The 23535-nt window shown below is 32.7% G+C and carries 21 protein-coding genes; 11 read left to right on the top strand and 10 right to left on the bottom strand.

The annotated features are described in order from the left end of the window. The first annotated feature begins 56 nt into the window (after positions 1-56). Positions 57-356, top strand: a complete 300-nt coding sequence (locus RCH18_RS03605; protein WP_326935402.1) for a hypothetical protein — start codon at positions 57-59, stop codon at positions 354-356. Positions 357-417: 61 nt separating this feature from the next. Here the strand turns inward: RCH18_RS03605 and RCH18_RS03610 are convergent, their stop codons facing one another. Further along, complete coding sequence (locus tag RCH18_RS03610; RefSeq protein ID WP_326935403.1) at positions 418-900, bottom strand: dihydrofolate reductase; 483 nt, start codon at positions 898-900, stop codon at positions 418-420. Continuing rightward, positions 897-1244, bottom strand: a complete 348-nt coding sequence (locus RCH18_RS03615) for a 2TM domain-containing protein (protein ID WP_326935404.1) — start codon at positions 1242-1244, stop codon at positions 897-899. Before RCH18_RS03615 ends, RCH18_RS03610 begins: the two co-directional genes overlap by 4 nt. A 238-nt stretch (positions 1245-1482) precedes the next feature. Between RCH18_RS03615 and RCH18_RS03620 the strand changes: the two genes are divergently transcribed. Continuing rightward, complete coding sequence (locus RCH18_RS03620) at positions 1483-1779, top strand: isoamylase early set domain-containing protein (protein ID WP_326935405.1); 297 nt, start codon at positions 1483-1485, stop codon at positions 1777-1779. 17 nt (positions 1780-1796) lie between these two features. Here RCH18_RS03620 and RCH18_RS03625 read toward each other — a convergent pair whose 3' ends face one another. From RCH18_RS03625 to RCH18_RS03645, 5 genes are all read right to left on the bottom strand, one after another. Next, entirely contained in the window at positions 1797-2621 is an 825-nt protein-coding gene (locus tag RCH18_RS03625) for a thymidylate synthase (RefSeq protein WP_326935406.1), read from the bottom strand. A gap of 24 nt (positions 2622-2645) precedes the next feature. After that, on the bottom strand, positions 2646-3929 hold the full coding sequence (locus RCH18_RS03630; protein ID WP_326935407.1) for a metal-dependent hydrolase family protein: 1284 nt from the start codon (positions 3927-3929) through the stop codon (positions 2646-2648). A 105-nt stretch (positions 3930-4034) separates the two neighbouring features. After that, positions 4035-4658 carry a bifunctional nuclease family protein gene (locus RCH18_RS03635; protein WP_326935408.1) on the bottom strand — a complete coding sequence of 208 codons (624 nt, stop codon included), beginning with the start codon at positions 4656-4658 and terminating at the stop codon, positions 4035-4037. 130 nt (positions 4659-4788) lie between these two features. After that, positions 4789-5766, bottom strand: coding sequence for an electron transfer flavoprotein subunit alpha/FixB family protein (locus RCH18_RS03640; protein WP_326935409.1), 978 nt, complete (start codon positions 5764-5766; stop codon positions 4789-4791). Positions 5767-5956: 190 nt separating this feature from the next. Then, positions 5957-6703 carry an electron transfer flavoprotein subunit beta/FixA family protein gene (locus RCH18_RS03645; protein ID WP_326935410.1) on the bottom strand — a complete coding sequence of 249 codons (747 nt, stop codon included), beginning with the start codon at positions 6701-6703 and terminating at the stop codon, positions 5957-5959. A 302-nt stretch (positions 6704-7005) separates the two neighbouring features. Between RCH18_RS03645 and RCH18_RS03650 the strand changes: the two genes are divergently transcribed. The 5 genes from RCH18_RS03650 (at position 7006) to RCH18_RS03670 (ending at position 14366) form a co-directional block, all read left to right on the top strand. Continuing rightward, the gene (locus RCH18_RS03650; RefSeq protein WP_326935411.1) at positions 7006-7986 is read left to right on the top strand and encodes a pyruvate dehydrogenase complex E1 component subunit beta; all 981 of its coding nucleotides are present in this window, start codon (positions 7006-7008) and stop codon (positions 7984-7986) included. A gap of 130 nt (positions 7987-8116) precedes the next feature. Then, positions 8117-10603: a DUF5686 family protein gene (locus RCH18_RS03655; RefSeq protein WP_326935412.1), complete on the top strand. Its 2487-nt coding sequence runs from the start codon at positions 8117-8119 to the stop codon at positions 10601-10603. Positions 10604-10650: 47 nt separating this feature from the next. Then, positions 10651-11253, top strand: coding sequence for a DNA-3-methyladenine glycosylase family protein (locus RCH18_RS03660; protein ID WP_326935413.1), 603 nt, complete (start codon positions 10651-10653; stop codon positions 11251-11253). Between the two features lie 108 nt (positions 11254-11361). After that, entirely contained in the window at positions 11362-11892 is a 531-nt protein-coding gene (locus tag RCH18_RS03665; RefSeq protein ID WP_326935414.1) for an inorganic diphosphatase, read from the top strand. A gap of 110 nt (positions 11893-12002) precedes the next feature. Then, positions 12003-14366, top strand: a complete 2364-nt coding sequence (locus tag RCH18_RS03670; protein ID WP_326935415.1) for a sodium-translocating pyrophosphatase — start codon at positions 12003-12005, stop codon at positions 14364-14366. A 116-nt stretch (positions 14367-14482) separates the two neighbouring features. Here RCH18_RS03670 and RCH18_RS03675 read toward each other — a convergent pair whose 3' ends face one another. Together RCH18_RS03675 and RCH18_RS03680 are read right to left on the bottom strand one after the other, a co-directional pair. Further along, positions 14483-15097, bottom strand: coding sequence for a deoxynucleoside kinase (locus RCH18_RS03675; RefSeq protein ID WP_326935416.1), 615 nt, complete (start codon positions 15095-15097; stop codon positions 14483-14485). Beyond that, positions 15097-15888, bottom strand: coding sequence for a hypothetical protein (locus RCH18_RS03680; protein ID WP_326935417.1), 792 nt, complete (start codon positions 15886-15888; stop codon positions 15097-15099). Before RCH18_RS03680 ends, RCH18_RS03675 begins: the two co-directional genes overlap by 1 nt. Positions 15889-16001: 113 nt before the next feature. Here RCH18_RS03680 and RCH18_RS03685 point away from each other — a divergent pair, with 113 nt between their 5' ends. The 3 genes from RCH18_RS03685 to RCH18_RS03695 all read left to right on the top strand — a co-directional run bounded on the left by RCH18_RS03685 (position 16002) and on the right by RCH18_RS03695 (position 20228). Continuing rightward, complete coding sequence (locus tag RCH18_RS03685; protein WP_326935418.1) at positions 16002-16889, top strand: GLPGLI family protein; 888 nt, start codon at positions 16002-16004, stop codon at positions 16887-16889. A gap of 54 nt (positions 16890-16943) precedes the next feature. Continuing rightward, complete coding sequence (locus RCH18_RS03690; RefSeq protein WP_326935419.1) at positions 16944-19646, top strand: carboxypeptidase-like regulatory domain-containing protein; 2703 nt, start codon at positions 16944-16946, stop codon at positions 19644-19646. A 111-nt stretch (positions 19647-19757) separates the two neighbouring features. Further along, a complete protein-coding gene (locus tag RCH18_RS03695) occupies positions 19758-20228 on the top strand; it encodes an outer membrane beta-barrel protein (protein WP_326935420.1) in 471 nt (156 codons plus the stop codon). Positions 20229-20396: 168 nt separating this feature from the next. On the opposite strand, the gene metK is transcribed toward RCH18_RS03695, so the two are convergent. Further along, a complete protein-coding gene (metK, locus tag RCH18_RS03700) occupies positions 20397-21647 on the bottom strand; it encodes a methionine adenosyltransferase (protein WP_326935421.1) in 1251 nt (416 codons plus the stop codon). A 563-nt stretch (positions 21648-22210) separates the two neighbouring features. Here metK and RCH18_RS03705 point away from each other — a divergent pair. Next, positions 22211-23503 (top strand): O-acetylhomoserine aminocarboxypropyltransferase/cysteine synthase family protein, encoded by a 1293-nt coding sequence (locus RCH18_RS03705; RefSeq protein ID WP_326935422.1) that lies wholly within the window; start codon positions 22211-22213, stop codon positions 23501-23503. The last annotated feature ends 32 nt before the right edge of the window (positions 23504-23535 follow it).

Genomic DNA, 23535 nt, shown 5'->3' on the forward strand with positions numbered 1-23535 from the left:
GAATAGCCAAATTTGTAATCTATTACCTGACCAGTTTAATGATTAAAAAAGAGACAATGAGCCAAATCAGATGGATTTTTTTAACGTTTGTTATTTCATTTGTTTTTTTAAATTTATTTGAGAATACTGTTTTTGAACCCAGTATTATTTATAATGCGCAACATACATTCTTAGGATTGAATTTGTTTTTGGAAGTTTTAATTTTATTTGTCTTTACTACCTTTGTGGTATTTGGTGTCAAAGGCTTCTTTGAAATGTATTCTCATAAAACAGCAAACATTATAACTTTCGCTTCTGGAATGTTTTTAATGGTTGTAATATTAATTTTATTCTACCAAATACTTTTTTTAGAATAACGCATTGCTCAAAATTGTTAAACTAAAAAAAACATCCTGTAAAAAGGATGTTTTTTTGTTTTTATTTTTTTATATATGTGTTGTACGTATAATCATAATTATGTCTATCATCTTTTGCATTAAAAACTGAATTTTCTAAATTCCATTTTATATTATCAATTTCTGGAAAATAAGCATCGCCATCAAAACTTTCATGCACTCTTGTTATTTCTAATTTTTCTGCAAAAGGCATCCCTAAACTGTAAATTTCTCCACCTCCTATTATATATGAATCTTCATTTGCTGGACATGCATCTAATGCTTTCTCCATACTATTGACTATAATGCAATCCTGTGCTTGGTAATTTTCTTGATTGGTGATTATGATATGTTTTCTATTTGGTAATGGTTTTCCAAGACTCTCAAAAGTTTTTCTTCCCATTATAATATGATGACCCGAAGTCAACAATCTAAATCTTTTATAGTCATTAGGTAAATGCCAAATTATCTTATTGTCTTTTCCTAAGGCATTGTTCTCCGCTGCGGCCGCAATCATTATTATCATATTATTGTATTATTAGATGATTCGTCATTTACTATTTGTATTTGCAATTGTTCTATTTTCTTTTTTTGCAATAATACAAGTCGGTCAATTTGTTCTCTTTCCCAATCTTTATTCATAAATCGATCTGTTATAAAAACTTTTATAAAATGCAAAATAAAAATAAATAACCATCCTGTAATTATCCAAAGATACCATTGAGAAATTATTTCATTATCTAAAAAATTGTGTCCAAGAAATAAAGCTAAACTACCTAAAACAAAAACAACAAAGTGAAAGTATAATCTTTTTTTTTGTTTAATTCTTCGTCTTGCATATTCATATTGTTCGTGCAATTCTTTTTCCATTGATTTTATTTTAATTCATAAAGATAAAATATATTTTGCAAAATAATTATTTTAATAATAAATTAAATGTTTTTTAAATATGTGCAAATTTCAAAATAGTTAGTTTTGGCTTCTTTAACTTCTTAAATTATATATAAATTAACATAGTTTTTACTATTTCTTTAAAAATTATATAACACTATTGAAGTTCCAAAATGTTTCATTTACTTTGCGCCATAAACTTATAAATGAATTAGTTATGTCGATTAAAAAGCAGTTTGTTAAAACAAAACCAGTGTGTAAAGTTACTTTTTCAGTACTAGCAAAGGACGCTAATGAAGCTTCTGTAATTGGTGATTTCAACAATTGGAGTGTTGCTGAAGGAGCTTTAAGCAAATTAAAGAACGGTACTTTTAAAGGAGTTTTTAATCTTGAGAAAGACGCTTCTTATGAATTTAAATATTTCATCGATGGTGCATTTGTCAATGAGCCAGAAGCTGACTCTTTTAAATGGAATGAATTTGCAGGAAATGAAAACGGTGTTTTAGTAGTTTAACTAATACACCTTTTTTTTTATACCGCCACTTTACCCTTAATTACTGGATGAGGATCATATCCTTCCAATGTAAAATCCTCAAAATCAAAATCAAAAATATTTTTAATCTTTGGATTCAAAATCATTTTAGGCAACGGCTTAGGTTCACGAGACAATTGTAACTCGAGTTGTTCAAAATGGTTGTTGTAGATATGCGCATCGCCAAAAGTGTGAATAAATTCTCCTGGCTTTAAATCGCAAACTTGTGCAATCATCATGGTAAGCAATGCGTAAGATGCGATGTTGAAAGGCACGCCTAAAAATATGTCGGCACTTCGCTGGTATAACTGACATGATAGTTTACCGTCAGAAACATAGAACTGAAAAAAAGCATGACATGGCGGTAAGGCTGCTTTATTATTAGCCACATTTTCATCAAATGACTTTTTTGTATCTGGAAGAACAGAAGGATTCCAAGCAGAAACAAGCATTCTGCGACTATTAGGATTTGACTTTAATTCAGTAATAAGATCTGAAATTTGATCTATTTCTTCGCTATTCCAGTTGCGCCATTGATGACCATAAACTGGTCCTAAATCACCTCTTTCGTCAGCCCAAGCGTCCCAGATTTTGACTCCATTTTCTTGAAGATATTTTATATTGGTATCTCCTTTTAAAAACCAAAGCAATTCATATATTATTGATTTTAAATGTAGCTTTTTAGTCGTAACCATTGGGAAACCATCATTTAAATCAAAACGCATTTGATAACCAAAAACGCTTTTTGTCCCTGTTCCAGTTCGATCTCCTTTTTGACAACCGTTCTCCAAGACGTGTTGCACTAAATCTATATATTGTTTCATTGTATCAATCTAACCTTTCAAATACTAGTTTTTATAAATTGTTCCATTTTTCATTACAAATACTACCTTTTCTAACGTTTTTATATTTGTTAAAGGACTTTCATTAACGGCTATAATATCTGCAAGAAAACCTTCTTTAAGCTGACCTACATCATTTCCAAGTCCTAATAACATAGCATTTGTAGTAGTAGCGGATTGTATCGCTGCTAATGCAGGCATTCCGGCTTCAACCATATAGCCAAATTCCTTTGCATTACTTCCGTGAGCAAAAACACCAGCATCAGTTCCGAAGGCGATTTTGACACCTTTTTTATAAGCTTTTGCAAAAGTTGCTTTAATTTGTGGACCTACTTCTTTTGCTTTTGGAACCACAATATCAGGATAATAACCTTGAATTTCGGCTTTTATTTCTACTTCCTTTCCAGCGGTAAGTGTGGGAACAAGATAAGAATCATATTTTTTCATAAGTTCCATTGTCTCTTCGCTCATAAAAGTACCATGCTCAATGGTTTTTATTCCGCCAAGAATTGCCCGCTGCATTCCCTCATCTCCGTGAGCATGCGCGGCAGTTAGCATGTTGTAATCCTTAGCTGTAGTGGTAATTGCCTTAATCTCTTCCAATGAAAATTGTGGGTTTTTACCGCTTTTAGCAACGCTTAAAACACCACCTGTTGCTGTGATTTTTATCACATCAGCTCCTTCTTTATAACGTTCTCTTACTGCTTTTACGGCTTCCTCCGGGGAATTGATTACACCTTCATGAGGACCAGGATCGCCTACTAGTTTTCGGTTACTTCCATTAGTAGGATCAGCGTGTCCGCCTGTTGTAGCGATCGCTTTTCCAGCGGTGTAAATTCTAGGGCCTTTTACAATTCCTTTGTTAATAGCATTTCTAATAGAAATATTAACACCCGTTCCGCCTAAATCACGCACTGTTGTAAATCCGGCTAACAGCGTAATTTCTGCACAGCGAACTGCTTGAAAGGCAATATCAGCTTCATTGTCTAAATATTTAGACATATAGCTTTTTGCATCGTTTTCTCCTTCAATATGCACATGAAGATCAATAAGACCAGGTAAAACATACTTGCTTTTTAAGTCTATTTCAATATCGGCTGCTTTAGATTTAGGCACAAATCCTTCGGCAATTTTCACAATCTTATTGTTAGAAATTACAATTGTTTGATTGGATAATTCTTTTCCAGTAATGGTATTAAGCATTTTTCCGCAATACAAATAATAATCTTGAGAAAATGCTGCTGTTGAAAAAAACAGACTTACTAAAACACACGTAATTGTTGGTTTCATAAAATACTTTTAGTGTCAATAGCTGTAAAAATAAGCAACTTTTTTAATAAAAGTTTTTATTGCAAATATTTATTTTACTAAAAAGAAAGATATAAATAAGTATAGTTATCTTTTTGAAATTTCATCTCTTATTTTTGCGGCCTTTTCATAATCTTCATTAGAAACAGCTTGATCTAAAAGTTCATTTAATTCCGTCAAACTATGCTTTGAATAAGTAGATCCTGATTGATTGCTTTCCTCAGTGCGACCAAAAGTGTCAGGATTAGAAAGTACATCATCAAGTTCTTGAGAATCTTGCTTGCTGTCAGAAGGGTTTGTTTTTAGATAAATTCCCGCTTTGTCTAATATGTTTTTATAAGTAAATATAGGAGCGTTAAAACGCAGCGCTAAAGCAATCGCATCAGAGGTTCTAGCATCAATAATTTCTTCTATTTTGTCTCGTTCGCAAATAATACTTGAGTAAAAAACACCATCAACTAATTTATGAATAATGACCTGCTTTACAACAATATCAAAGCGTTCAGCAAAGTTCTTAAATAAATCATGAGTTAAGGGGCGAGGTGGTTTTATTTCTTTTTCTAAAGCAATAGCAATAGATTGAGCTTCAAAAGCGCCAATAACAATAGGTAATTTGCGCTCGCCATCAACCTCATTTAATATTAAAGCGTATGCTCCATTTTGAGTTTGACTATATGAAATTCCTTTTATGGATAATTTAACTAAGCTCATAATTAGTATAATGAATAGGTCTAAAAACTTTAATCAGTAAAATAGAAAGCATAAAAAAATGCTATCTAAATGCAAAGATACAAATATCTTATTTTTAGATAGCATTAATATAGAGTTTAATATAAACCGACTAGCTCTGTGCGTTAAAAGCTTTAAATTTCTCGATTAATTGAGGTACAATTTCAAATGCATCTCCCACAATTCCATAATCCGCTACTTTAAAAAATGGTGCTTCGGGATCGCTATTGATCACTACTTTTACTTTTGAGGAATTAACTCCAGCAATGTGCTGAATAGCTCCTGAAATTCCTATTGCAATATATAAGTTTGTTGCAACTGGTTTTCCAGTTTGACCTACATGCTCTCCGTGGGGTCTCCATCCCAAATCAGAAACTGGTTTTGAACAAGCAGTAGCCGCTCCAAGAACTGATGCTAATTCTTCTACCATTCCCCAGTTTTCTGGACCTTTAAGTCCGCGACCTGCCGATACTACAATATCAGCGTCAGCAATAGAAACTTTTCCTGATATTTTTTCTACTGATTCCACTTTTACTCCAAAATCATTTTCTTCCATAGTTGGATTAAAATCTTCTTCGGTTAATGTACTTGGAGTTTCAAAAATGCCGTATGAATTTTTGGCTAAGCCCAAAACTTTTATTTCTGTTTCAATTTCCGTTGTATTAAATGCCTTGTTTGAAAAAGCAGTTCTTTTTACGAGAAATGGTGATGTAGAAATAGGTAATCCAACAACATTAGATGCATATCCTGCTTCTAAAGCTACAGCAACAAATGACGCTAAATATACGCTATCAGTTGTTGATGATAATAATACTAATTTTACGCTTTCCTTGATAGCCGCTTGTTTGATAACATCAGCATAAGCTTTAGCAGTGAATCCAGATAGTTGATCATTATTTACTTTTAAAACTTTATCTACGCCGTATTTTGCTAGTTCTGAAACATCTCCTGCATTTACAGTCACAGCTGTTACAGTTGTTCCAAGAGTTACAGCTACCTTTTTTGCATAAGAAGCTAGTTCGAAAGCTACTTTCTTAAATTTTCCTCCCGAGGCCTCGGGAGCGTATTCCGCATATATTAATATTGACATAATAATTTTAGATTTTAAATTAACGATTTTAGATTTCAGATTTTAATCTGTTCACTACGAACTAAATTAGAATTTTAGATTTTAGATTTTTGAATTGTGATTTTTAGATTTCAGAAGTTCGAATAGAGAGTTTAGATTTTATGGACATCTGAAATCAAAAATCATTGATCCTCATTCTGCAATCAAATTTCTAAATCACTTTTGCCTCGTTGTGTAATAAATTAATTAATTCGTCTAAGTTGTCAGCAGCAATCATCTTTACTGCAGTTCGAGGTGCTGGTTTTTCAAATTTCATTGCCTTTGTATTAATAGAAGCATCAATTGGCTCAAGAACGGTTAGCGTTTTTGAACGTGCAGTCATAATTCCTCTCATATTAGGAATACGCAAATCTTTTTCTTCTACTAATCCTTTTTGTCCTCCAATGATTAAAGGTAAAGTTGTACTTACAGTTTCTTTTCCACCATCTATTTCACGAACTGCTTTTGCCGAATTTCCTTCAACTGTAAGTTCAGTACAAGAGTTGATAAAATTATATCCTAAAATTCCAGCAATCATTCCTGGAACCATTCCTCCATTGTAATCTAAAGATTCTTTTCCAGCAATAATAACGTCGTAAGAGCCATTTTTAATTACTTCTGCAAGTTGCTTTGCCACATAAAATCCATCAGCAGGATGTGCGTTTACACGAATTGCTTCATTGGCGCCTATTGCTAATGCTTTTCTCAAAGTTGGCTCTGTTTCTGGTCCGCCTACATTTACAACAGTGACCGTAGCAGCTTGTTTTTCTTGAAACCAAATTGCACGTGTAAGACCAAATTCGTCATTTGGATTAATTACATACTGAACACCATTTGTATCAAATTCAGAATCGTCGTTAATAAAATTAATTTTTGAAGTAGTATCAGGAACGTGACTGATGCAAACTAATATTTTCATAGTTATATTTTTATATTTCTTAATTTCTTTTACAAATTTAAAATATTAAATTGAATAATATACTATGCGTGCATAATATTTTTTTGTTAAACTATTACGTTTTCGTAGCTGTATAAAAATTATATTTTGCAATAGATCATTAATTGGCATATGATGCTAATTTTACTCCCTTTAATAGGTAATAAAAGTCACCAAAATCAACATCTAAATGAGTACAATTAATTTAGAGTATTTATGCTTTAAAGTAATTTAAAATAATTAATTTTGCTGTTCGAAAAATTAGACACTTACAACATATTAATATGAGAACGATACAATTTAGAGAAGCCATTTGCGAAGCGATGAGTGAAGAAATGCGTCACGACGAATCTATATATTTGATGGGCGAGGAGGTTGCAGAATATAATGGTGCTTACAAAGCGTCTAAAGGTATGCTTGCTGAATTTGGTGAGAAGAGAGTAATAGATACTCCTATTGCTGAACTTGGTTTTACTGGTATTGCAGTAGGATCAGCAATGAATGGTTGTCGTCCTATTGTAGAATATATGACATTCAATTTTTGTTTAGTAGGTATTGACCAAATTATCAATAATGCCGCTAAAATGCGTCAAATGACTGGTGGACAATTTAATGTTCCAATCGTTTTTCGTGGTCCAACAGCATCAGCAGGACAATTAGGAGCGACACATTCACAAGCTCTTGAAAACTGGTTTGCTAATACTCCAGGTCTTAAAGTAGTTGTTCCATCTACAGTTTATGATGCTAAAGGATTGTTAAAAGCGGCAATTCGTGATAATGATCCAGTAATCTTTATGGAATCAGAACAAATGTATGGCGACAAAGGCGAAGTTCCTGACGGTGAATATATAATCCCAATAGGAGTTGCCGATATTAAACGCGAAGGTACTGATGTCACAATTGTATCTTTTGGAAAAATTATTAAGGAAGCTCATATTGCTGCAGAGGAATTAGCTAAAGAAGGAATTTCTTGTGAAATTATCGACTTAAGAACAGTTCGTCCTATGGATTATGAAGCGATTTTAACTTCTGTTAGAAAAACAAATCGTTTAGTGGTTCTGGAAGAAGCTTGGCCTTTTGCAAGTGTAGCTTCAGAGATAACGTATATTGTTCAAGAGCGTGCTTTTGATTTCCTTGATGCGCCTATACAACGTATTACAACAGCGGATACTCCAGCGCCTTACTCTCCAGTATTACTAAAAGAGTGGTTGCCAAATTCAGCTGATGTAATAAAAGCGGTTAAAAAAGTAATGTATAAAAAGTAACAGTATTTGATAATTGACTGAAGTGAAATTTAACAATTTCATCTCTCACGATTGATTAATCAAAAGCGTTTATTAACTATCTTTGAAACTTCATCAATTAGTATTTGATGAAGTTTTTTTTTGAATAATTATGAAAAAGAATTTCTCGTTTTTTATGTTTATTGCTTTGCTTATTACCACTTCAATTTTTGCGCAAACAAAAGTGAGTGGCGTTGTTCTAGATAAGCAAAACCAACCTATTCCGTTTGCAAATATAGTTTTTAAAAATTCGAGCGAAGGAATTGTTGCTAATGAAGATGGCTTGTTTTATCTTGAATCTGCTAAAACATATTCATTGCTATTAATTTCTTCAGTGGGTTATTCTGATAGAGAAATAATATTAGAGAAATCAGTTGTTTATAATATGAAGATTCAGTTAAGCGGAGCTGAAAGTTTAAATGAAGTTGTTATTTACGCGGGCAAAACTTCTAAGAAAAATAATCCAGCATTGGATATATTGAGAAAAATATGGGAAAAAAAACGTAAAAACGGACTCTATTTATTCAATCAGTATCAGTTAGAAAAATATGAAAAAATAGAATTTGATTTGAATTCTATTGATAGTGCTTTTATGAAAAGCAAGCTGTTTAACGGGATGGAATTTATTTTCAACCAAATGGATACGTCGAAAATTACTGGGAAAACGTATTTACCCATTTTTGTGAATGAGACTTTAGCAGATGTTTATGGAGATATGAATTTGAAAAAGGTAAAAGAAAAACTAAAAGCTAGTAAGACATCAGGTTTTAATGGAAATCAGCAAATTTTAACCTTTGTAAAAGACTTATATTCTAATTACGACATCTATAATAATTATCTAACTTTCTTCGACAAAAGCTTCACAAGTCCACTTTCTAAAACAGGGATTGATGTTTATAATTATGTGTTGAGAGACAGCGCTTATATTGATAATAAATGGTGTTATAATATTGTTTTCTATCCAAGACGTAAAAACGAACTTACTTTTAAAGGTGATTTTTGGGTAAACGACTCCACATTTGCCATTAAGAAAATTAATATGGGCGTGACTAAAAGTGCTAATATTAACTGGGTCAAGGATATTTATTTAGAGCAGGAATTTGACGTGGTTAGCGATTCTGTATTTCTATTAACTAAGGATTATTTAATGTCTGATTTTGCTTTAAACAAAAAAGAAAAGTCAAAAGGAATTTATGGTAAACGAACTTCCTATTTTAGAGATCATAAATTTGATATAGAAAAACCAGTTGCTTTTTATAAAGAGGAAGTCAATTATATGGATCCAGAAGTTTATAATAAATCAGAGGAATACTGGAATGATAATCGTTTCGAAAATTTATCAAAGGATGAATTAGGTGTTTACAAAATGCTCGACACGTTGCAAACAGTTAAGCGATTTAAACAAATATACAGTACGGTTCAAGTATTAGCAAGTGGTTTTATACCCTACGGCAATTTTGATTATGGACCTATATTTTCAACCTTTGGGTATAATGTTGTTGAAGGTGCTCGCTTACGTGTAGGTGGTCGAACCTATTTTGGAACAACTGACACTTGGAGATTACAAGGTTATACGGCGTATGGTTTTAAAGATGATAAATTCAAATACGGATTCTCTGGAAAATGGATGGTTGATAAAAAAAACAGAGTTATTTTATCTGGTGGAAATAGGCGCGATATTGAGCAAATAGGCGCAAGTCTGACCACAACGTATGATATTTTAGGCAGAAGTTTTGCTTCTTCATCGGTGTTTTCATCAGGAAGTAATGGGAAATTAACGAATATTAATTTAAGCAACGTGGCTGTCGAAATAGAACCCGTTAAAAACTTGACTTTTCAAACTGGTTTTTCTTATCGCACACTAGAGTCGGCTTCGCCAACATTTAGCCTCGATTACTTTACCGATATTGCTAATAATATAACTAAAAGCGATGTTAAGCAGTCAGAAATTAGCTTTCAAGTAGAATATACCCCTAAAAGAAAAACAATTGGGTTTGCCGTCGAAAGAGAGAATGTAGACAGTCCATACAGTCGATTTTTTATAAATTATAGTCATGGTTTTAAAGGTTTATTAGATAGTGATTTTCAGTATGATAAATTACAGTTGTATTATAAACAGCCCATAATTATTGGCCCTTTAGGTCGCACTAACGTTATTGTTGAGGTGGGAAAAACATTTGGTACCGTTCCTCTAGGACTTATGAGTGTTATTCCAGGGAATCAAACTTTTTTCACATTGGAGAATACCTTTAGTAATTTAAATTTTTACGAATTTGTATCTGATCAGTATGCAACGTTGCAGTGGAATCATAATTTTAACGGTCGTCTTTTCTCAAGAATTCCATTTATGCGTAAACTTAATTGGAGGGAAATAGTTTCAGTAAAAGGGGTTTATGGTAGTATTTCTGATGCGAATCGCGCTATAAATGCTTCTGGTTTAGTTTATAATGCGCCTGAAAAAGGATATTGGGAATACAGCGCGGGTGTTGGTAACATTTTTAAATTATTTCGCGTTGATTTTGCATGGCGAGGCAATTATTTAAATGTTCCTGATACAAATCGATTTTCTGTAAAAGGATCATTTGGTTTTAATTTCTAGGAGCTATTCTTCCCGACACTTTGAGACGGGTTAAAAAACAGTAGAGTATGCAACACGCTTTCGATTATTTAGTAGAAAAGGACAGTATATTCAAAACTATTGTGGCACAATATGGATTACCCGTTATTCCCATAAGACCGCAAGGATTTGAAACATTGGTGCTACTTATCTTAGAGCAACAAGTTTCTATTGACTCTGCTAAAGCCACATTTAATAAAATTAAAGCTACTGTCAAATCCATTCAGCCAGAGGTTTTAATTGCTATATCAGTTGAAGAATTTAGAAATTTTGGCGTAAGCAGACAAAAAGCGACTTATATAAAAGCATTAGCAACAGCCGTATTAAGTGAGGAAATTGATTTACAAAACTTAGCATCGCAAACGGCTTTACAAGTTCGAGAACAGCTTATTAAAATAAAAGGAATAGGAAACTGGACTATTGATGTTTACTTAATGTTTTGCTTACAAGAACCTGATTTACTGCCATTAGGTGATATTGCTGTAGTTAATACCATAAAAGAATTACTTGATATTCATGGGAAGAAAGCAATGGAAGTTTATACAGAAAAATGGAGTCCGTATCGCTCATTTGCAACTTTCTTATTATGGCATTATTACCTAAAAAAACGCAATAGAAGGGTAGAATATTAGCAATTATATACTTGATTTTTAGATTATTATTGCCTTCAAATTTTTTATTGTAAAAAAGAGATAGATTACTTACTTTTGCACCCTGAATTATAGATAATATAAAAGAAAATGACGGCAGACAAATTAATAACTTTCGATGTTTTAATCGAAATACCAAGAGGAAGTAGAAATAAATACGAATATGATTTCGAAATAAAAAGAATGCGTTTTGATAGAATGTTGTTTTCTTCAATGATGTATCCTGCTGATTATGGATTTATCCCTGAAACATTAGCTTTAGACGGAGATCCATTAGATGTTTTAGTTTTAGTGAATGAGCCTACTTTTCCAGGTTGCGTGATGGAAGTAAAACCTATAGGTGTTTTCCACATGGCTGATGACAAAGGACCAGATGAAAAAGTGATATGTGTTCCCGTTTCCGATCCAATTTGGAATTCATTAAATGATTTATCTGACATGAATCCGCATTTGTTGAAAGAAATTGAACATTTTTTCCAAGTTTATAAAGATTTAGAGAATAAAAGTGTAGATGTTGGCGGTTGGGGAGATGTCAATGAAGCATATGCAATTATTAAAGAATGCACAAAGCGTTTTGACGAAATTGAGAACAAACCAGAAGGATTGTTTAGTATTAGATAAGTAATCTTCAAAATTTATATAAAAAAAGCAATACTCCGTCCAGAGTATTGCTTTTTTGTTTATTTTCGTTTTCTAGCTTATTAATTATAACTAAAAACGAAACTAGAATTATGGATGCAATAATGATTTATGTGCCAATACTTATGGCAATAATTGGACTTCTTTTTATGATGTATAAAAGGTCATGGGTGTTACAACAAGACTCTGGCGACGGTAAAATGAAAGAGATTTCAGATTACATTTATGAAGGTGCCTTAGCATTCTTAAAAGCAGAATATAGATTGTTGACTTTCTTTGTAATTGGTGCAAGTTTTGTTTTAGCAGGGATTACATTTATTCCAGGTGTACAAACACATTTATTAATAGTGGTTGCCTTTATTTTTGGTGCTATATTTTCAGCATGGGCGGGAAACATGGGGATGAAAATTGCAACAAAAACAAATGTGCGAACTACTCAAGCTGCCCGTACTAGTTTACCACAAGCTTTAAAAGTTTCATTTGGTGGTGGAACAGTTATGGGCCTGGGAGTTGCAGGGTTAGCAGTTCTTGGTTTAACAGCTTTTTTTATAATATTATTTCAAATACTTTCTGGAGGCGTATGGAAAGATACAGAAACTATGACCATTGTTTTAGAAACATTAGCTGGATTTTCATTAGGCGCTGAATCTATTGCATTGTTTGCTAGAGTTGGTGGTGGCATTTATACTAAAGCTGCTGATGTAGGTGCCGATTTAGTGGGTAAAGTAGAAGCTGGAATCCCTGAAGATGACCCTAGAAACCCAGCTACAATTGCAGACAACGTAGGAGATAATGTGGGGGACGTTGCAGGAATGGGTGCTGATTTATTTGGCTCTTATGTGGCAACTGTATTAGCTGCAATGGTATTAGGTAATTATGTTATCAAAGATATGGGTGGAAACATTGTTGCTAATGGTTTTGGCGGTATAGGACCAATACTATTACCTATGGCAATAGCCGGTTTTGGTATCTTGTTTTCTATTATTGGAACCATGTTAGTCAAAATTACAGATGAAAACGCTAAAGAACCTCAAGTTCAAAAAGCATTAAACATAGGTAACTGGGCTTCAATAGTATTAACTGCAATAGCTTGTTATTTTCTGATTGATTGGATGCTACCAGAAACGATGCAAATGTCATTTTTTGGTGAAGGTTTACAAGATATTTCCTCAATGAGAGTTTTTTATGCCTCATTGATTGGACTCTTTGTAGGAGGAGCTATTTCTTCTGTGACTGAATATTATACAGGATTAGGAACTAAGCCAGTCATGGCTATTGTTCAAAAATCATCAACCGGAGCTGGAACTAATGTAATTGCTGGATTAGCAACAGGAATGATTTCTACTTTCCCTACTGTTTTACTATTTGCAGCAGCAATATGGTCCACTTATGCATTAGCTGGGTTTTATGGAGTAGCTTTAGCAGCTTCAGCAATGATGGCAACAACGGCTATGCAATTAGCTATCGATGCTTTTGGACCTATATCAGATAACGCAGGCGGAATTGCTGAAATGAGCGAACTGCCAAAAGAGGTGCGTATGAGAACTGATATTTTAGATTCAGTAGGGAATACAACAGCAGCAACTGGAAAAGGATTTGCGATTGCTTCTGCAGCATTGACTTCACTGGCATTATTTGCAGCTTATGTTACTTTTACTGGAATTGACGGAATCAATATCTTTAAAGCACCAGTTCTAGCCATGTTATTTGTAGGTGGAATGATACCAGTGGTGTTCTCAGCTCTTGCTATGAATTCAGTGGGTAAAGCGGCTATGGATATGGTTTATGAAGTGCGCCGTCAGTTTAGAGAAATTCCTGGAATTATGGAGGGAACTGGAAAACCAGAGTACGCAAAGTGCGTCGATATTTCTACTAAAGCTGCTTTGCGCGAAATGATGTTACCTGGTATTTTAACTATTGGGTTTCCTATTGCCATTGTATTACTGGGTAAATTAGTGTACGCGGATAATAACCAATTAATAGCAGAAATGTTAGGTGGTTATATGGCAGGAGTAACAGTATCTGGTGTGCTTTGGGCTGTTTTCCAAAACAATGCTGGTGGAGCCTGGGACAATGCTAAAAAATCTTTTGAAGCAGGAGTGATGATTAATGGTGAAATGACCTATAAAGGTTCTGATGCTCATAAAGCGGCGGTAACTGGTGATACTGTTGGTGATCCATTCAAAGACACTTCTGGACCATCTATGAATATTTTAATTAAATTAACTTGTTTAATAGGTTTAGTGATTGCTCCAATTTTAGGGGAAGGAAGTCATACTATTTCTGAAAACCCAGTAGCAAAAGAAATGAGCTCTAAAGAAGTTACTATAGAAAAATCAAACATTGATGGAAAAGTAACTGCAACTGTTACGACTATAATCAACGGTCAACAGGAAGTTCGAAATTTTGAAGGAACTGATGCTGAAGTTCAAGCAATAATTGATACTTTGAAATAATTTATTATGTCTTGTAAGTGATAAATGCCTCGCAATTGCGAGGCATTTGTGTTTATATATGTTTTATCTCCAAAACATTATTCATTCACCGATGGAAAGTGGCCAGGCACGGGATCCTAAAACAACCCATTTAACTCTGCATCAATTCTATTAAAAATAGTTCCTAAATCCTCAGGATTATCTACAAAATTGATGTTATCTACATCAATGATCATCAATTTTCCTTTATCATAGGTTTCAATCCAGCCTTCATAACGTTCGTTCAATCGGCTCAAGTATTCAATTGAAATAGAGTTTTCATACTCACGTCCTCTTTTATGAATTTGTCCAACAAGATTTGGAATCGAACTTCTTAAATAAATCAATAAATCTGGTGGTTTAACTGTCGATTCCATTAACTCAAATAAAGAGGAGTAATTCTGAAAATCTCGATTGGTCATTAAACCCATGGCATAAAGATTTGGCGCAAATATATGAGCATCTTCATAAATGGTTCTATCTTGTATAATTTTTTTTCCGCTTTCGCGAATTTGCATTACTTGACGAAAACGGCTGTTCAAGAAATAAATTTGAAGATTAAAAGACCAACGTTCCATTTGATGATAAAAATCATCTAAATATGGATTGTCAACTACATCCTCATAATGAGGTTCCCATTTAAATTGTTTCGCCAATAATTGTGTTAAAGTGGTTTTTCCAGAACCTATATTTCCTGCTATTGCTATGTGCATTACGGTATTGTGATTTTATAATTTGTAATTCCTTTGTTGGTAAAAATAGATAAAATTTGGTCTTTGTAATAGAATTTATTAAATGATTTTTCTGGAATATCTATTGTGTATTTTATATCTTTTTGAATGTTGTGAACTACTAAAATAGAGTTTTTTAAATACATGTAGCTACTTTCATTAATAACTGTAACTGCATCGTAATCAGCAATCACTCCTCTTGATGTGATTTTTCCAAAAATATCGCTCATATAAAAGTTGTTATTAGCATCGATCCAGTAAAAGTAATTAAAATCTGAAGTGTAGTATTTTATCGCAACAGTAAAAGGAACAGTTATCGTCTTATAATCATTTTTTAAATAGTCATAAAGTCCTAATTGTTGATTCATACTATTAAAAATCCAAAACTGATTTTGTGCTGATAATCCAATAGCTGTAGCGACAATTGGAACACTGTTCTCTGAAAAGTTAATTTTTTGGATTTCGTTCAACTGATTGTCTAAGGCAATGACTGTATTAAAATTTTCGTAAAATAATATAATCTTTAGAGGATTTTGAATATCAACTTTAGTTATTCTTCCAAGGGAAACATTTTTATAATCTAAAGTTTCATACTGATTCATTTTCGAAAAGACATTGTTATTAATTGTATAGTAAAATCTAAATTGATCATATCCTAAAAATTCATCTCCATATAAAGGTAGATTGGTAGTTGCGGTTGCTGTCAGTTTTATATTTTGACTTGATACAATTGAATAAAAGATAGTAAAAAAGAAACAGATTATTATTTTCATAAAAGCTAGATTACAATTAAACTAATTACAACTCTGATAGTCTTATTAATTTTTAACAGTATAGTTGTAACAAAAATAGTATTTTTAATACCAATTTATAAAAATCTAATAATATGTATAAGATAATTTTCACATTAGCATTAGCACTCACTTCTTTTATGGGACTTCGCGCTCAAGAATTTCAAGGTATGGCTGTATATGAAGCAAAAACCAGCACCTCTGACTTTAAAGCACGCATGGAAGGTAACAAAAATATGACTCCCGACATGCAGAAAATGATTGAGGAAAGAATGAAATCAATGTTTGAAAAGACATTTACTTTAAATTTTGATAAATCAGCTTCGATATATAAAGAGGAGGAAAAACTAGATGCTCCAGGACAAAACGCTGTAGGAGCGAGAATGATGATGTCTATGACTGGCGGCGGTGGTACATTTTATAAAAACGTAAAAGAAAAGACTTATACTGTTGATAAAGAATTTATGGGCAAAGAATTTCTTGTTAAAGATTCTTTGCCTAATCTAAAATGGAAGATGGAGGGTGAAACTAGAATAATAGGTGGTTATAATTGTTTTAAAGCAACTGCTATTCGCGCTGCCAGTAAAACTGATTTTAGAAATTTTACCCCAAAAAAAGAGGAAACGACAACAACTGCTAAGCCAAAAGAGGATGTTAAAAAAACAAACTTGTTTGAAGAACTCGATATGCCAAAAGAAACGCTTATCACTGCATGGTACACACCGGAGATTCCAGTGAATCAAGGTCCAGAAAACTACTGGGGACTTCCTGGACTTATCTTAGAAGTAAACGATGGAAAAACAGTTATTTTATGTTCGAAGGTGGTTCTTAATCCAAAAGTAAAAATGGAGATAAAAGCATCTAACAAAGGCAAGATAATTTCTCAAAAAGATTTTGACGAAACGGTATTGAAAAAAATGGAAGAGTTTAGAGAAATGGGTCGAGGAAGAAACGGCGGCGCTGGTTTTAGAATAGGAGGATAATTGAGCTACTTTTAAATTTTTAAACTATACTAGATCCCATTCACAATTATCAATATGAAATATTTAATAGCATTTCTTTTTATTTTTAGTAGTACAATAGCATTATCACAAACAGTCAAACTAGAAGGCTTGATTACAGATACTAAAGCAACAGGTCTTGAAATGGCCAATGTTATGGCAGTGAATAAAATAACAAAAGCAATGGATTCCTATGCTATAACTAATGATAAAGGAAGATTCCTTTTAAACTTAAAGCCCAATACTGCTTATAGTTTAAAAATTAGCTATCTAGGAATGCAGAATAAAGAGTTAGATTTTACTACTTCAGCAGAAAACATAACAAAAAATATTACACTTGAAGAAGGTGGAATTGAACTTGATGGTTTGGAAATTGTTCGTGAGATGCCTGTCTCCATTAAGGGCGATACTATTGTATATAACGCAGATTCGTTTAAATCTGGCACTGAAAGAAAACTAGAGGACATATTAAAAAAACTACCTGGTGTTGAGGTAAATGCTGATGGCGAAATTGAGGTGGAAGGAAAAAGAGTCTCGAAATTAATGGTCGAAGGCAAGGATTTTTTTGATGGAGATACTAAACTTGGAGTAAAAAATATCCCAGCAGATGCTATTGATAAAATTCAAGTTTTAAGAAACTATAGTGAGATAGGCGCCTTGAAAGGAGTGGAGAACAATCAGGATAATTTGGCTATGAATATAAAACTTAAATCGGGAAAGAAAAATTTTTGGTTTGGAGATATGACAGCGGGAGTAGGAGTTGCAAATAAAGAAACGAGGTATATAATCAATCCAAAATTGTTTTATTACAATCCTAAATACAGTTTAAACATTATCACTAATTTTAATAATATTGGTGAGTTACCGCTGACAGTACAAGATTATTTCAAATTTACGGGAGGTTTTAGAGGTGTAGCTCAAAAAGGAGGATCTAGTTTTAATGTTTCTTCAAATGATTTAGGGATTTCACTTTTAAGAAATAATCGCGCAAAAGAAATTGAAACTAAGTTTGGAGCAACAAATTTTTCTTACAATGTGAATAAAGCCTGGTCACTAAGTGGTTTTGCAATTCTTTCTTCTTCGGTAACAGATTTAGAAACAAAATCACAGACAAATATTTTACAAGCTAATTCGTCTCAAATATTATCTACTGAAAATCGTCAGGAAGTATCAAACCAAAAAAGTAATTTAGGATTGTTTAAGTTAAGTTCATCATATAAACCTAACACACGCTTGCAATTTGATTATGATGTTTTAACTAAAATATCTAAACAAGATGAAAACAATGCCTTACTTCGAGAATCAGTTGTAAGCGGCACATCTGCTACCGAAAATATAAATACTTTAAAAAATCAAGATCCTATTTCGGTAAATCAAAATTTGAGTTTGTATTATACGCAAAGCGACAAGAATATTTTTGCTTTCGAAATGCAGCATCTCTATCAAGAGGAAGATCCTTTTTATAACGCTAATCTAAAATCACAACCTTTTAATCTAACCGATTATATTGTGGGACAGAATAGGAACAATATTAATCAAAATCGTTTTGTACGAACAAATAAGGTAGATGCTAAGTTAGATTACTATTATATGCTTACAAATAAAAGTAATATAAACATAACGTTGGGGAACACTTATTCAAAACAAAATTTCAATTCTAGGATTTTTCAAATTTTAGACAATCAAGCCATCAATAATTTGAATAATAATGCTAATAAAAATGATGTCAGTTATAATTTCAATGATGTGTTTTTGGGATTCCATTATAAAATTTTAACGGGGAAATTTACTTTCACACCAGGCGTTAGTTTGCATAGCTATAACATGACAAATGAACAATTAGGAACTAGTAGCGATCAAAACTTTTTTAAAGCGCTCCCTGATTTTGTAGCTATTTATCAAATAAAAAAAGCAGAGACATTAACTTATAATTTCGCTTACACTAATTCTTTTACAGATATAAATCAACTTGCTGAGGGATTTATTTTTTCTAATTATAACAGTTTAACGAAAGGAAATCGGTTTTTAGAAAACGCAACTTCGCAAATTCATTCCTTAAGATATTTTAAGTACAATATGTTTAACTTTGAGAATATAACTGCCTTTGCCACCTATTCTAAAAGGGCAGATGCTATAAAAACGAGAGCATTATTTAATGGCGTAAATCAGACTTCATCACCTTTTAATTCTGATTTTGCTGACGAAACCTTATCGGGAAATGGTAATTATGGACGCTCTTTTTTAAAAAACTATAAAGCGTCTTTAGGAGCTAACTTAAACTGGTCAAAATTCAATAACATTCAGAATAATGTCCTGTCAACTAAGGAAAGTTTTACTCAAAGCTACACTTTGAAAGCATCTACTAATTATAAAAACATACCAAATCTCGAATTAGGTTACAATATCGTTAAAAACGACTATAATAATACCAGTTTTTATACAGAAAGGCCTTTTGCTAAATTGGATTATTTCTTTTTAAAGAGTTTTTCATTTGTTACTGAATATGAGTTTTATCATTATTACAACAATACGAAGACCGTTGATAACGAATATGATTTCCTTACGGCCAGTTTAATTTATCAAAAGAAAGGTGGCAAAATGGAGTATAAAATTAGTGGGACAAATTTGCTAAATACCATCTCATTAAATGATGATAGTTTCACGCAGTTTGCTACTAGAACATCACAGTATATGGTACAACCTAGATATGTGCTATTTTCTTTAAAGTACAATTTGTAAAATTCAAAAACTACTTTTTTGTTAAAAAAATTTGTATTGCGTATAAAAGGACTATTTTTGCCAACTTAATTTCTATAAACAAGAGATTGATTAAATTTAAAATTTTCAATTATGAAAAAAATAGCTCTTTTAATAACGATGTTAGTTTTTGGTTTTACTAATGCACAAGCCCCTTTAGAAGAAGGAGGTTTACAAGTTAATGCTGGGTTTGGATCTTCAAGTTGGGGAACTCCTGTATATGCTGGATTAGATTATGGAGTAGCACCAAATTTCACTGTTGGAGGTGAATTATCTTATCAATCCTTTAAATCAGCTAATATTTTAGGACTTCAAGCAAACGGTAATTATCATTTTAATGAAGCATTTGAAATACCAAGTGAATGGGATTTTTATGCTGGAGCAAATCTAAATTTTTACAATTGGTCAAAAGATGTTAGTGATGCAGATGATGCTGATTCTTTTGGTCTAGGACTTCAAGTAGGAGGCCGTTATTTCTTTACGGATCAATTTGCTGTCAATTTACAAATAGGTGGAGGAAATGTAAATAGTGGCGGTAAAATAGGAATTACTTATAAGCTTTAAGATATTTTTTTTATATTTTAAAAAAAAAACCGCCATTTCTACTGAAATGGCGGTTTTTTTAATTCGTAACCACTTTATAAAAATTAAAAAGCCACAGTTCATTTGAATTGCGGCTTATAAAATATTTTGTTTTATTTTATAAAAAATAAGAATACTATTTTTTATAAATTATAAACCAAAAGCAGTTTTTACCTGATCTACAAAATCTAGTTTCTCCCATGTAAATAAATCTACTGTGACTGTTTTTGTCAATCCACCTGGAGCAGTAAATGTTTTTGTAACTGTTTCTGGAGTTCGACCCATGTGTCCGTAAGCTGCAGTTTCACTATAAATTGGATTTCTTAATTTTAAGCGTTGCTCAATAAAGTAAGGACGCATATCAAAGATAGCTTCTACTTTCTTAGCAATTTCTCCATTAGTCAAATTTACTTTTGATGTTCCATACGTATCTATAAAAATTCCCATTGGTTGTGCTACGCCAATTGCATACGAAACTTGAACTAAAATCTCATCAGCAACACCCGCTGCAACTAAATTTTTAGCAATATGACGTGTCGCATACGCCGCACTTCTATCTACTTTGCTAGGATCTTTTCCAGAGAAAGCACCACCACCATGAGCGCCTTTTCCACCATACGTATCTACAATTATTTTTCTTCCAGTCAATCCAGTATCTCCGTGTGGTCCTCCAATAACGAATTTTCCAGTTGGATTTATATGATATTGAATAGCATCATTAAATAAATGAGCATGAGCAGGATTTTTTGCAATGATCCTTGGAATCAAAATTTCAACCAGGTCCTTTTTAATTATGGCAAGCATAGTAGCTTCCTCATCAAAATCATCATGTTGCGTTGAGATTACAATTGCGTCAATGCGTGTTGGTTTATTATCATCGCTATATTCTAAAGTCACTTGAGATTTAGCATCGGGACGCAAATAGGTGATTTCACTGTTTTCGCGACGCAAAATTGCTAATTCTTGTAATAATTTATGCGATAAATCAAGCGCAAGTGGCATAAAATTCTCCGTTTCATTGGTTGCGTAACCAAACATCATTCCTTGGTCACCGGCGCCTTGCTCTTCAGGATTTGCTCTGTCAACTCCTTGATTGATGTCAGCTGATTGCTCGTGAATTGCCGAAAGAATGCCGCAAGAATTTGCTTCAAACATATATTCACTCTTCGTGTAACCAATTTTACGGATAACTTCACGAGCGATGTGTTGGACATCTAAGTATGTATTTGATTTTACTTCACCAGCTAATATTACTTGACCAGTTGTAACTAAAGTTTCACAAGCTACTTTTGAATCAGCATCAAATGCTAAAAAATTATCAATTAGTGCGTCTGAAATTTGATCTGCAATTTTGTCTGGATGTCCCTCACTTACAGATTCTGACGTAAATAAATAAGCCATAATAAATATTATTTTTTAAATTAAACGAGAAAAAAAATTGCTGAAAAGGGCTAAAGAAGAATTTCTGCTTTAGCATTTTTTCTACTGAAAAATATTCAGCATCCATAACGAATAGTTTTCATTATGAAGAGGTTGCAATCAGTTCAAATTTTTCCTCTTGTATTTGGATGCAAATGTATGAAACCATTTTGAATTGTAAATTAATCTTTTGCCTTTTTACGATAATTTAAGATTTTTTAACATAGCCTACTAAATCCATAGGATTTATAAATTAATTTAAAATTTATTTGGTTTACTCAAAAATAGTTTGCAAATTTGCTTCATCAAAAAAGAAACAATGAATTTAATTACAATGAATATGTGGATAATGATGCTGGAATCTTCCGCAGAGTTCGCTGTAATATAGTTTTAAGTTTTAAAACATATCATAAAGACCTCTGCTAATCGTAGAGGTTTTTTTATGAGCTTAATTTAAAATGTTATCATTCTTATCAACATATTAAATACATAAATTAAAAATCAACTATTAATATTTAAACTAACTACCATTAAATCTAAAAATTATGAGCACACAAAAATTTGAAACAAACGTTTTACACGCTGGACACGACGTAACTAAAAATGCTGGAACCAGAGCCGTTCCCATTTACCAAACGAGTTCGTATGTATTCAACAATTCTGATCATGCTGCAAATGTATTTGCACTTTCTGAGCCTGGTTTTATATATACGCGATTAAATAATCCTACTAACGATATTTTAGAACAACGTTTAGCAACGCTTGAAGGAGGAATAGGAGCTGTGGTAACTGCATCTGGAACAGCCGCAATTTCAACAGCATTATTAGTTCTACTGAAAGCTGGAGATCATATTGTGGCGTCTAACAGTTTGTATGGTGGCACATACAATCTACTAAAAGTTACTTTGCCTAGACTTGGCATTACAACCACATTTGTTGATCCTTCTGATGCTAGCAATTTTAAGAATGCGGTTCAGGAAAACACAAGAGCATTTTTTGTCGAGTCACTTGGAAATCCAAAATTAGATGTTCTGGATCTAAAAAGTATTTCGGCTGAGGCCAAAGCCGCTAAAGTCCCTTTTATGGTTGATAACACAGTTGCATCACCGTACTTATTAAACCCAATTCAATATGGAGCTGACATTGTTATTCACTCCTTGACAAAGTACATAACTGGAAATGGAACCTCGCTTGGAGGTGTAGTGATCGATGCTGGAAATTTTGACTGGTCTAATGGAAAATTCCCAGAATTTACCGAGCCTTCCGCTGGTTATCATGGATTAGTGTATCATGAAGTTATAGGTCGTGCTGCATTTATCGCTAAAGTAAGAATTGAAGGTTTGCGCGATTTTGGTGCTGCTTTAAGTCCGTTTAATGCGTTCCAAATTATTCAAGGTTTAGAAACACTACCAATAAGAATTCAACGTCATAGTGAAAATGCTTTAAAACTGGCGCAATGGTTAGAAAATCATGATGAGGTAGCGTGGGTAAATTATCCTGGATTAAAAGCAAATAGATACTATGAATTAGCGCAAGAATATTTGCCAAAAGGTCAAAGTGGTATTGTCACTTTTGGACTTAAAGGAGGATTTGAAGCTGCTAAAAAAGTAGCAGATGAAACTAAATTATTTTCACTATTGGCAAATATTGGCGATACTAAGTCATTGATAATTCATCCCGCAAGTACCACGCACCAACAGTTATCAGCAGCAGAGCAAATAGCCGCTGGCGTGTCTCAGGATTTAATTAGATTATCAGTTGGTTTAGAAGACATTCAAGATTTAATTCAAGATTTAGAAACTGTTTTTGAAAATATAAGTAAGTCTCAATTAGTATAAGTTAGTACAATCTAAAAAGTCAATATTAATAA

This window comes from Flavobacterium sp. PL11 (assembly GCF_035985025.1).
Taxonomy (GTDB): domain Bacteria; phylum Bacteroidota; class Bacteroidia; order Flavobacteriales; family Flavobacteriaceae; genus Flavobacterium.

Bases quoted from the DNA above. Each gene is read 5' to 3' on its own strand.
- RCH18_RS03605 (WP_326935402.1), top strand. From the start codon at position 57: ATGAGCCAAATCAGATGGATTTTTTTAACGTTTGTTATTTCATTTGTT.
- RCH18_RS03610 (WP_326935403.1), bottom strand. From the start codon at position 900: ATGATAATAATGATTGCGGCCGCAGCGGAGAACAATGCCTTAGGAAAA.
- RCH18_RS03615 (WP_326935404.1), bottom strand. From the start codon at position 1,244: ATGGAAAAAGAATTGCACGAACAATATGAATATGCAAGACGAAGAATT.
- RCH18_RS03620 (WP_326935405.1), top strand. From the start codon at position 1,483: ATGTCGATTAAAAAGCAGTTTGTTAAAACAAAACCAGTGTGTAAAGTT.
- RCH18_RS03625 (WP_326935406.1), bottom strand. From the start codon at position 2,621: ATGAAACAATATATAGATTTAGTGCAACACGTCTTGGAGAACGGTTGT.
- RCH18_RS03630 (WP_326935407.1), bottom strand. From the start codon at position 3,929: ATGAAACCAACAATTACGTGTGTTTTAGTAAGTCTGTTTTTTTCAACA.
- RCH18_RS03635 (WP_326935408.1), bottom strand. From the start codon at position 4,658: ATGAGCTTAGTTAAATTATCCATAAAAGGAATTTCATATAGTCAAACT.
- RCH18_RS03640 (WP_326935409.1), bottom strand. From the start codon at position 5,766: ATGTCAATATTAATATATGCGGAATACGCTCCCGAGGCCTCGGGAGGA.
- RCH18_RS03645 (WP_326935410.1), bottom strand. From the start codon at position 6,703: ATGAAAATATTAGTTTGCATCAGTCACGTTCCTGATACTACTTCAAAA.
- RCH18_RS03650 (WP_326935411.1), top strand. From the start codon at position 7,006: ATGAGAACGATACAATTTAGAGAAGCCATTTGCGAAGCGATGAGTGAA.
- RCH18_RS03655 (WP_326935412.1), top strand. From the start codon at position 8,117: ATGAAAAAGAATTTCTCGTTTTTTATGTTTATTGCTTTGCTTATTACC.
- RCH18_RS03660 (WP_326935413.1), top strand. From the start codon at position 10,651: ATGCAACACGCTTTCGATTATTTAGTAGAAAAGGACAGTATATTCAAA.
- RCH18_RS03665 (WP_326935414.1), top strand. From the start codon at position 11,362: ATGACGGCAGACAAATTAATAACTTTCGATGTTTTAATCGAAATACCA.
- RCH18_RS03670 (WP_326935415.1), top strand. From the start codon at position 12,003: ATGGATGCAATAATGATTTATGTGCCAATACTTATGGCAATAATTGGA.
- RCH18_RS03675 (WP_326935416.1), bottom strand. From the start codon at position 15,097: ATGCACATAGCAATAGCAGGAAATATAGGTTCTGGAAAAACCACTTTA.
- RCH18_RS03680 (WP_326935417.1), bottom strand. From the start codon at position 15,888: ATGAAAATAATAATCTGTTTCTTTTTTACTATCTTTTATTCAATTGTA.
- RCH18_RS03685 (WP_326935418.1), top strand. From the start codon at position 16,002: ATGTATAAGATAATTTTCACATTAGCATTAGCACTCACTTCTTTTATG.
- RCH18_RS03690 (WP_326935419.1), top strand. From the start codon at position 16,944: ATGAAATATTTAATAGCATTTCTTTTTATTTTTAGTAGTACAATAGCA.
- RCH18_RS03695 (WP_326935420.1), top strand. From the start codon at position 19,758: ATGAAAAAAATAGCTCTTTTAATAACGATGTTAGTTTTTGGTTTTACT.
- metK (WP_326935421.1), bottom strand. From the start codon at position 21,647: ATGGCTTATTTATTTACGTCAGAATCTGTAAGTGAGGGACATCCAGAC.
- RCH18_RS03705 (WP_326935422.1), top strand. From the start codon at position 22,211: ATGAGCACACAAAAATTTGAAACAAACGTTTTACACGCTGGACACGAC.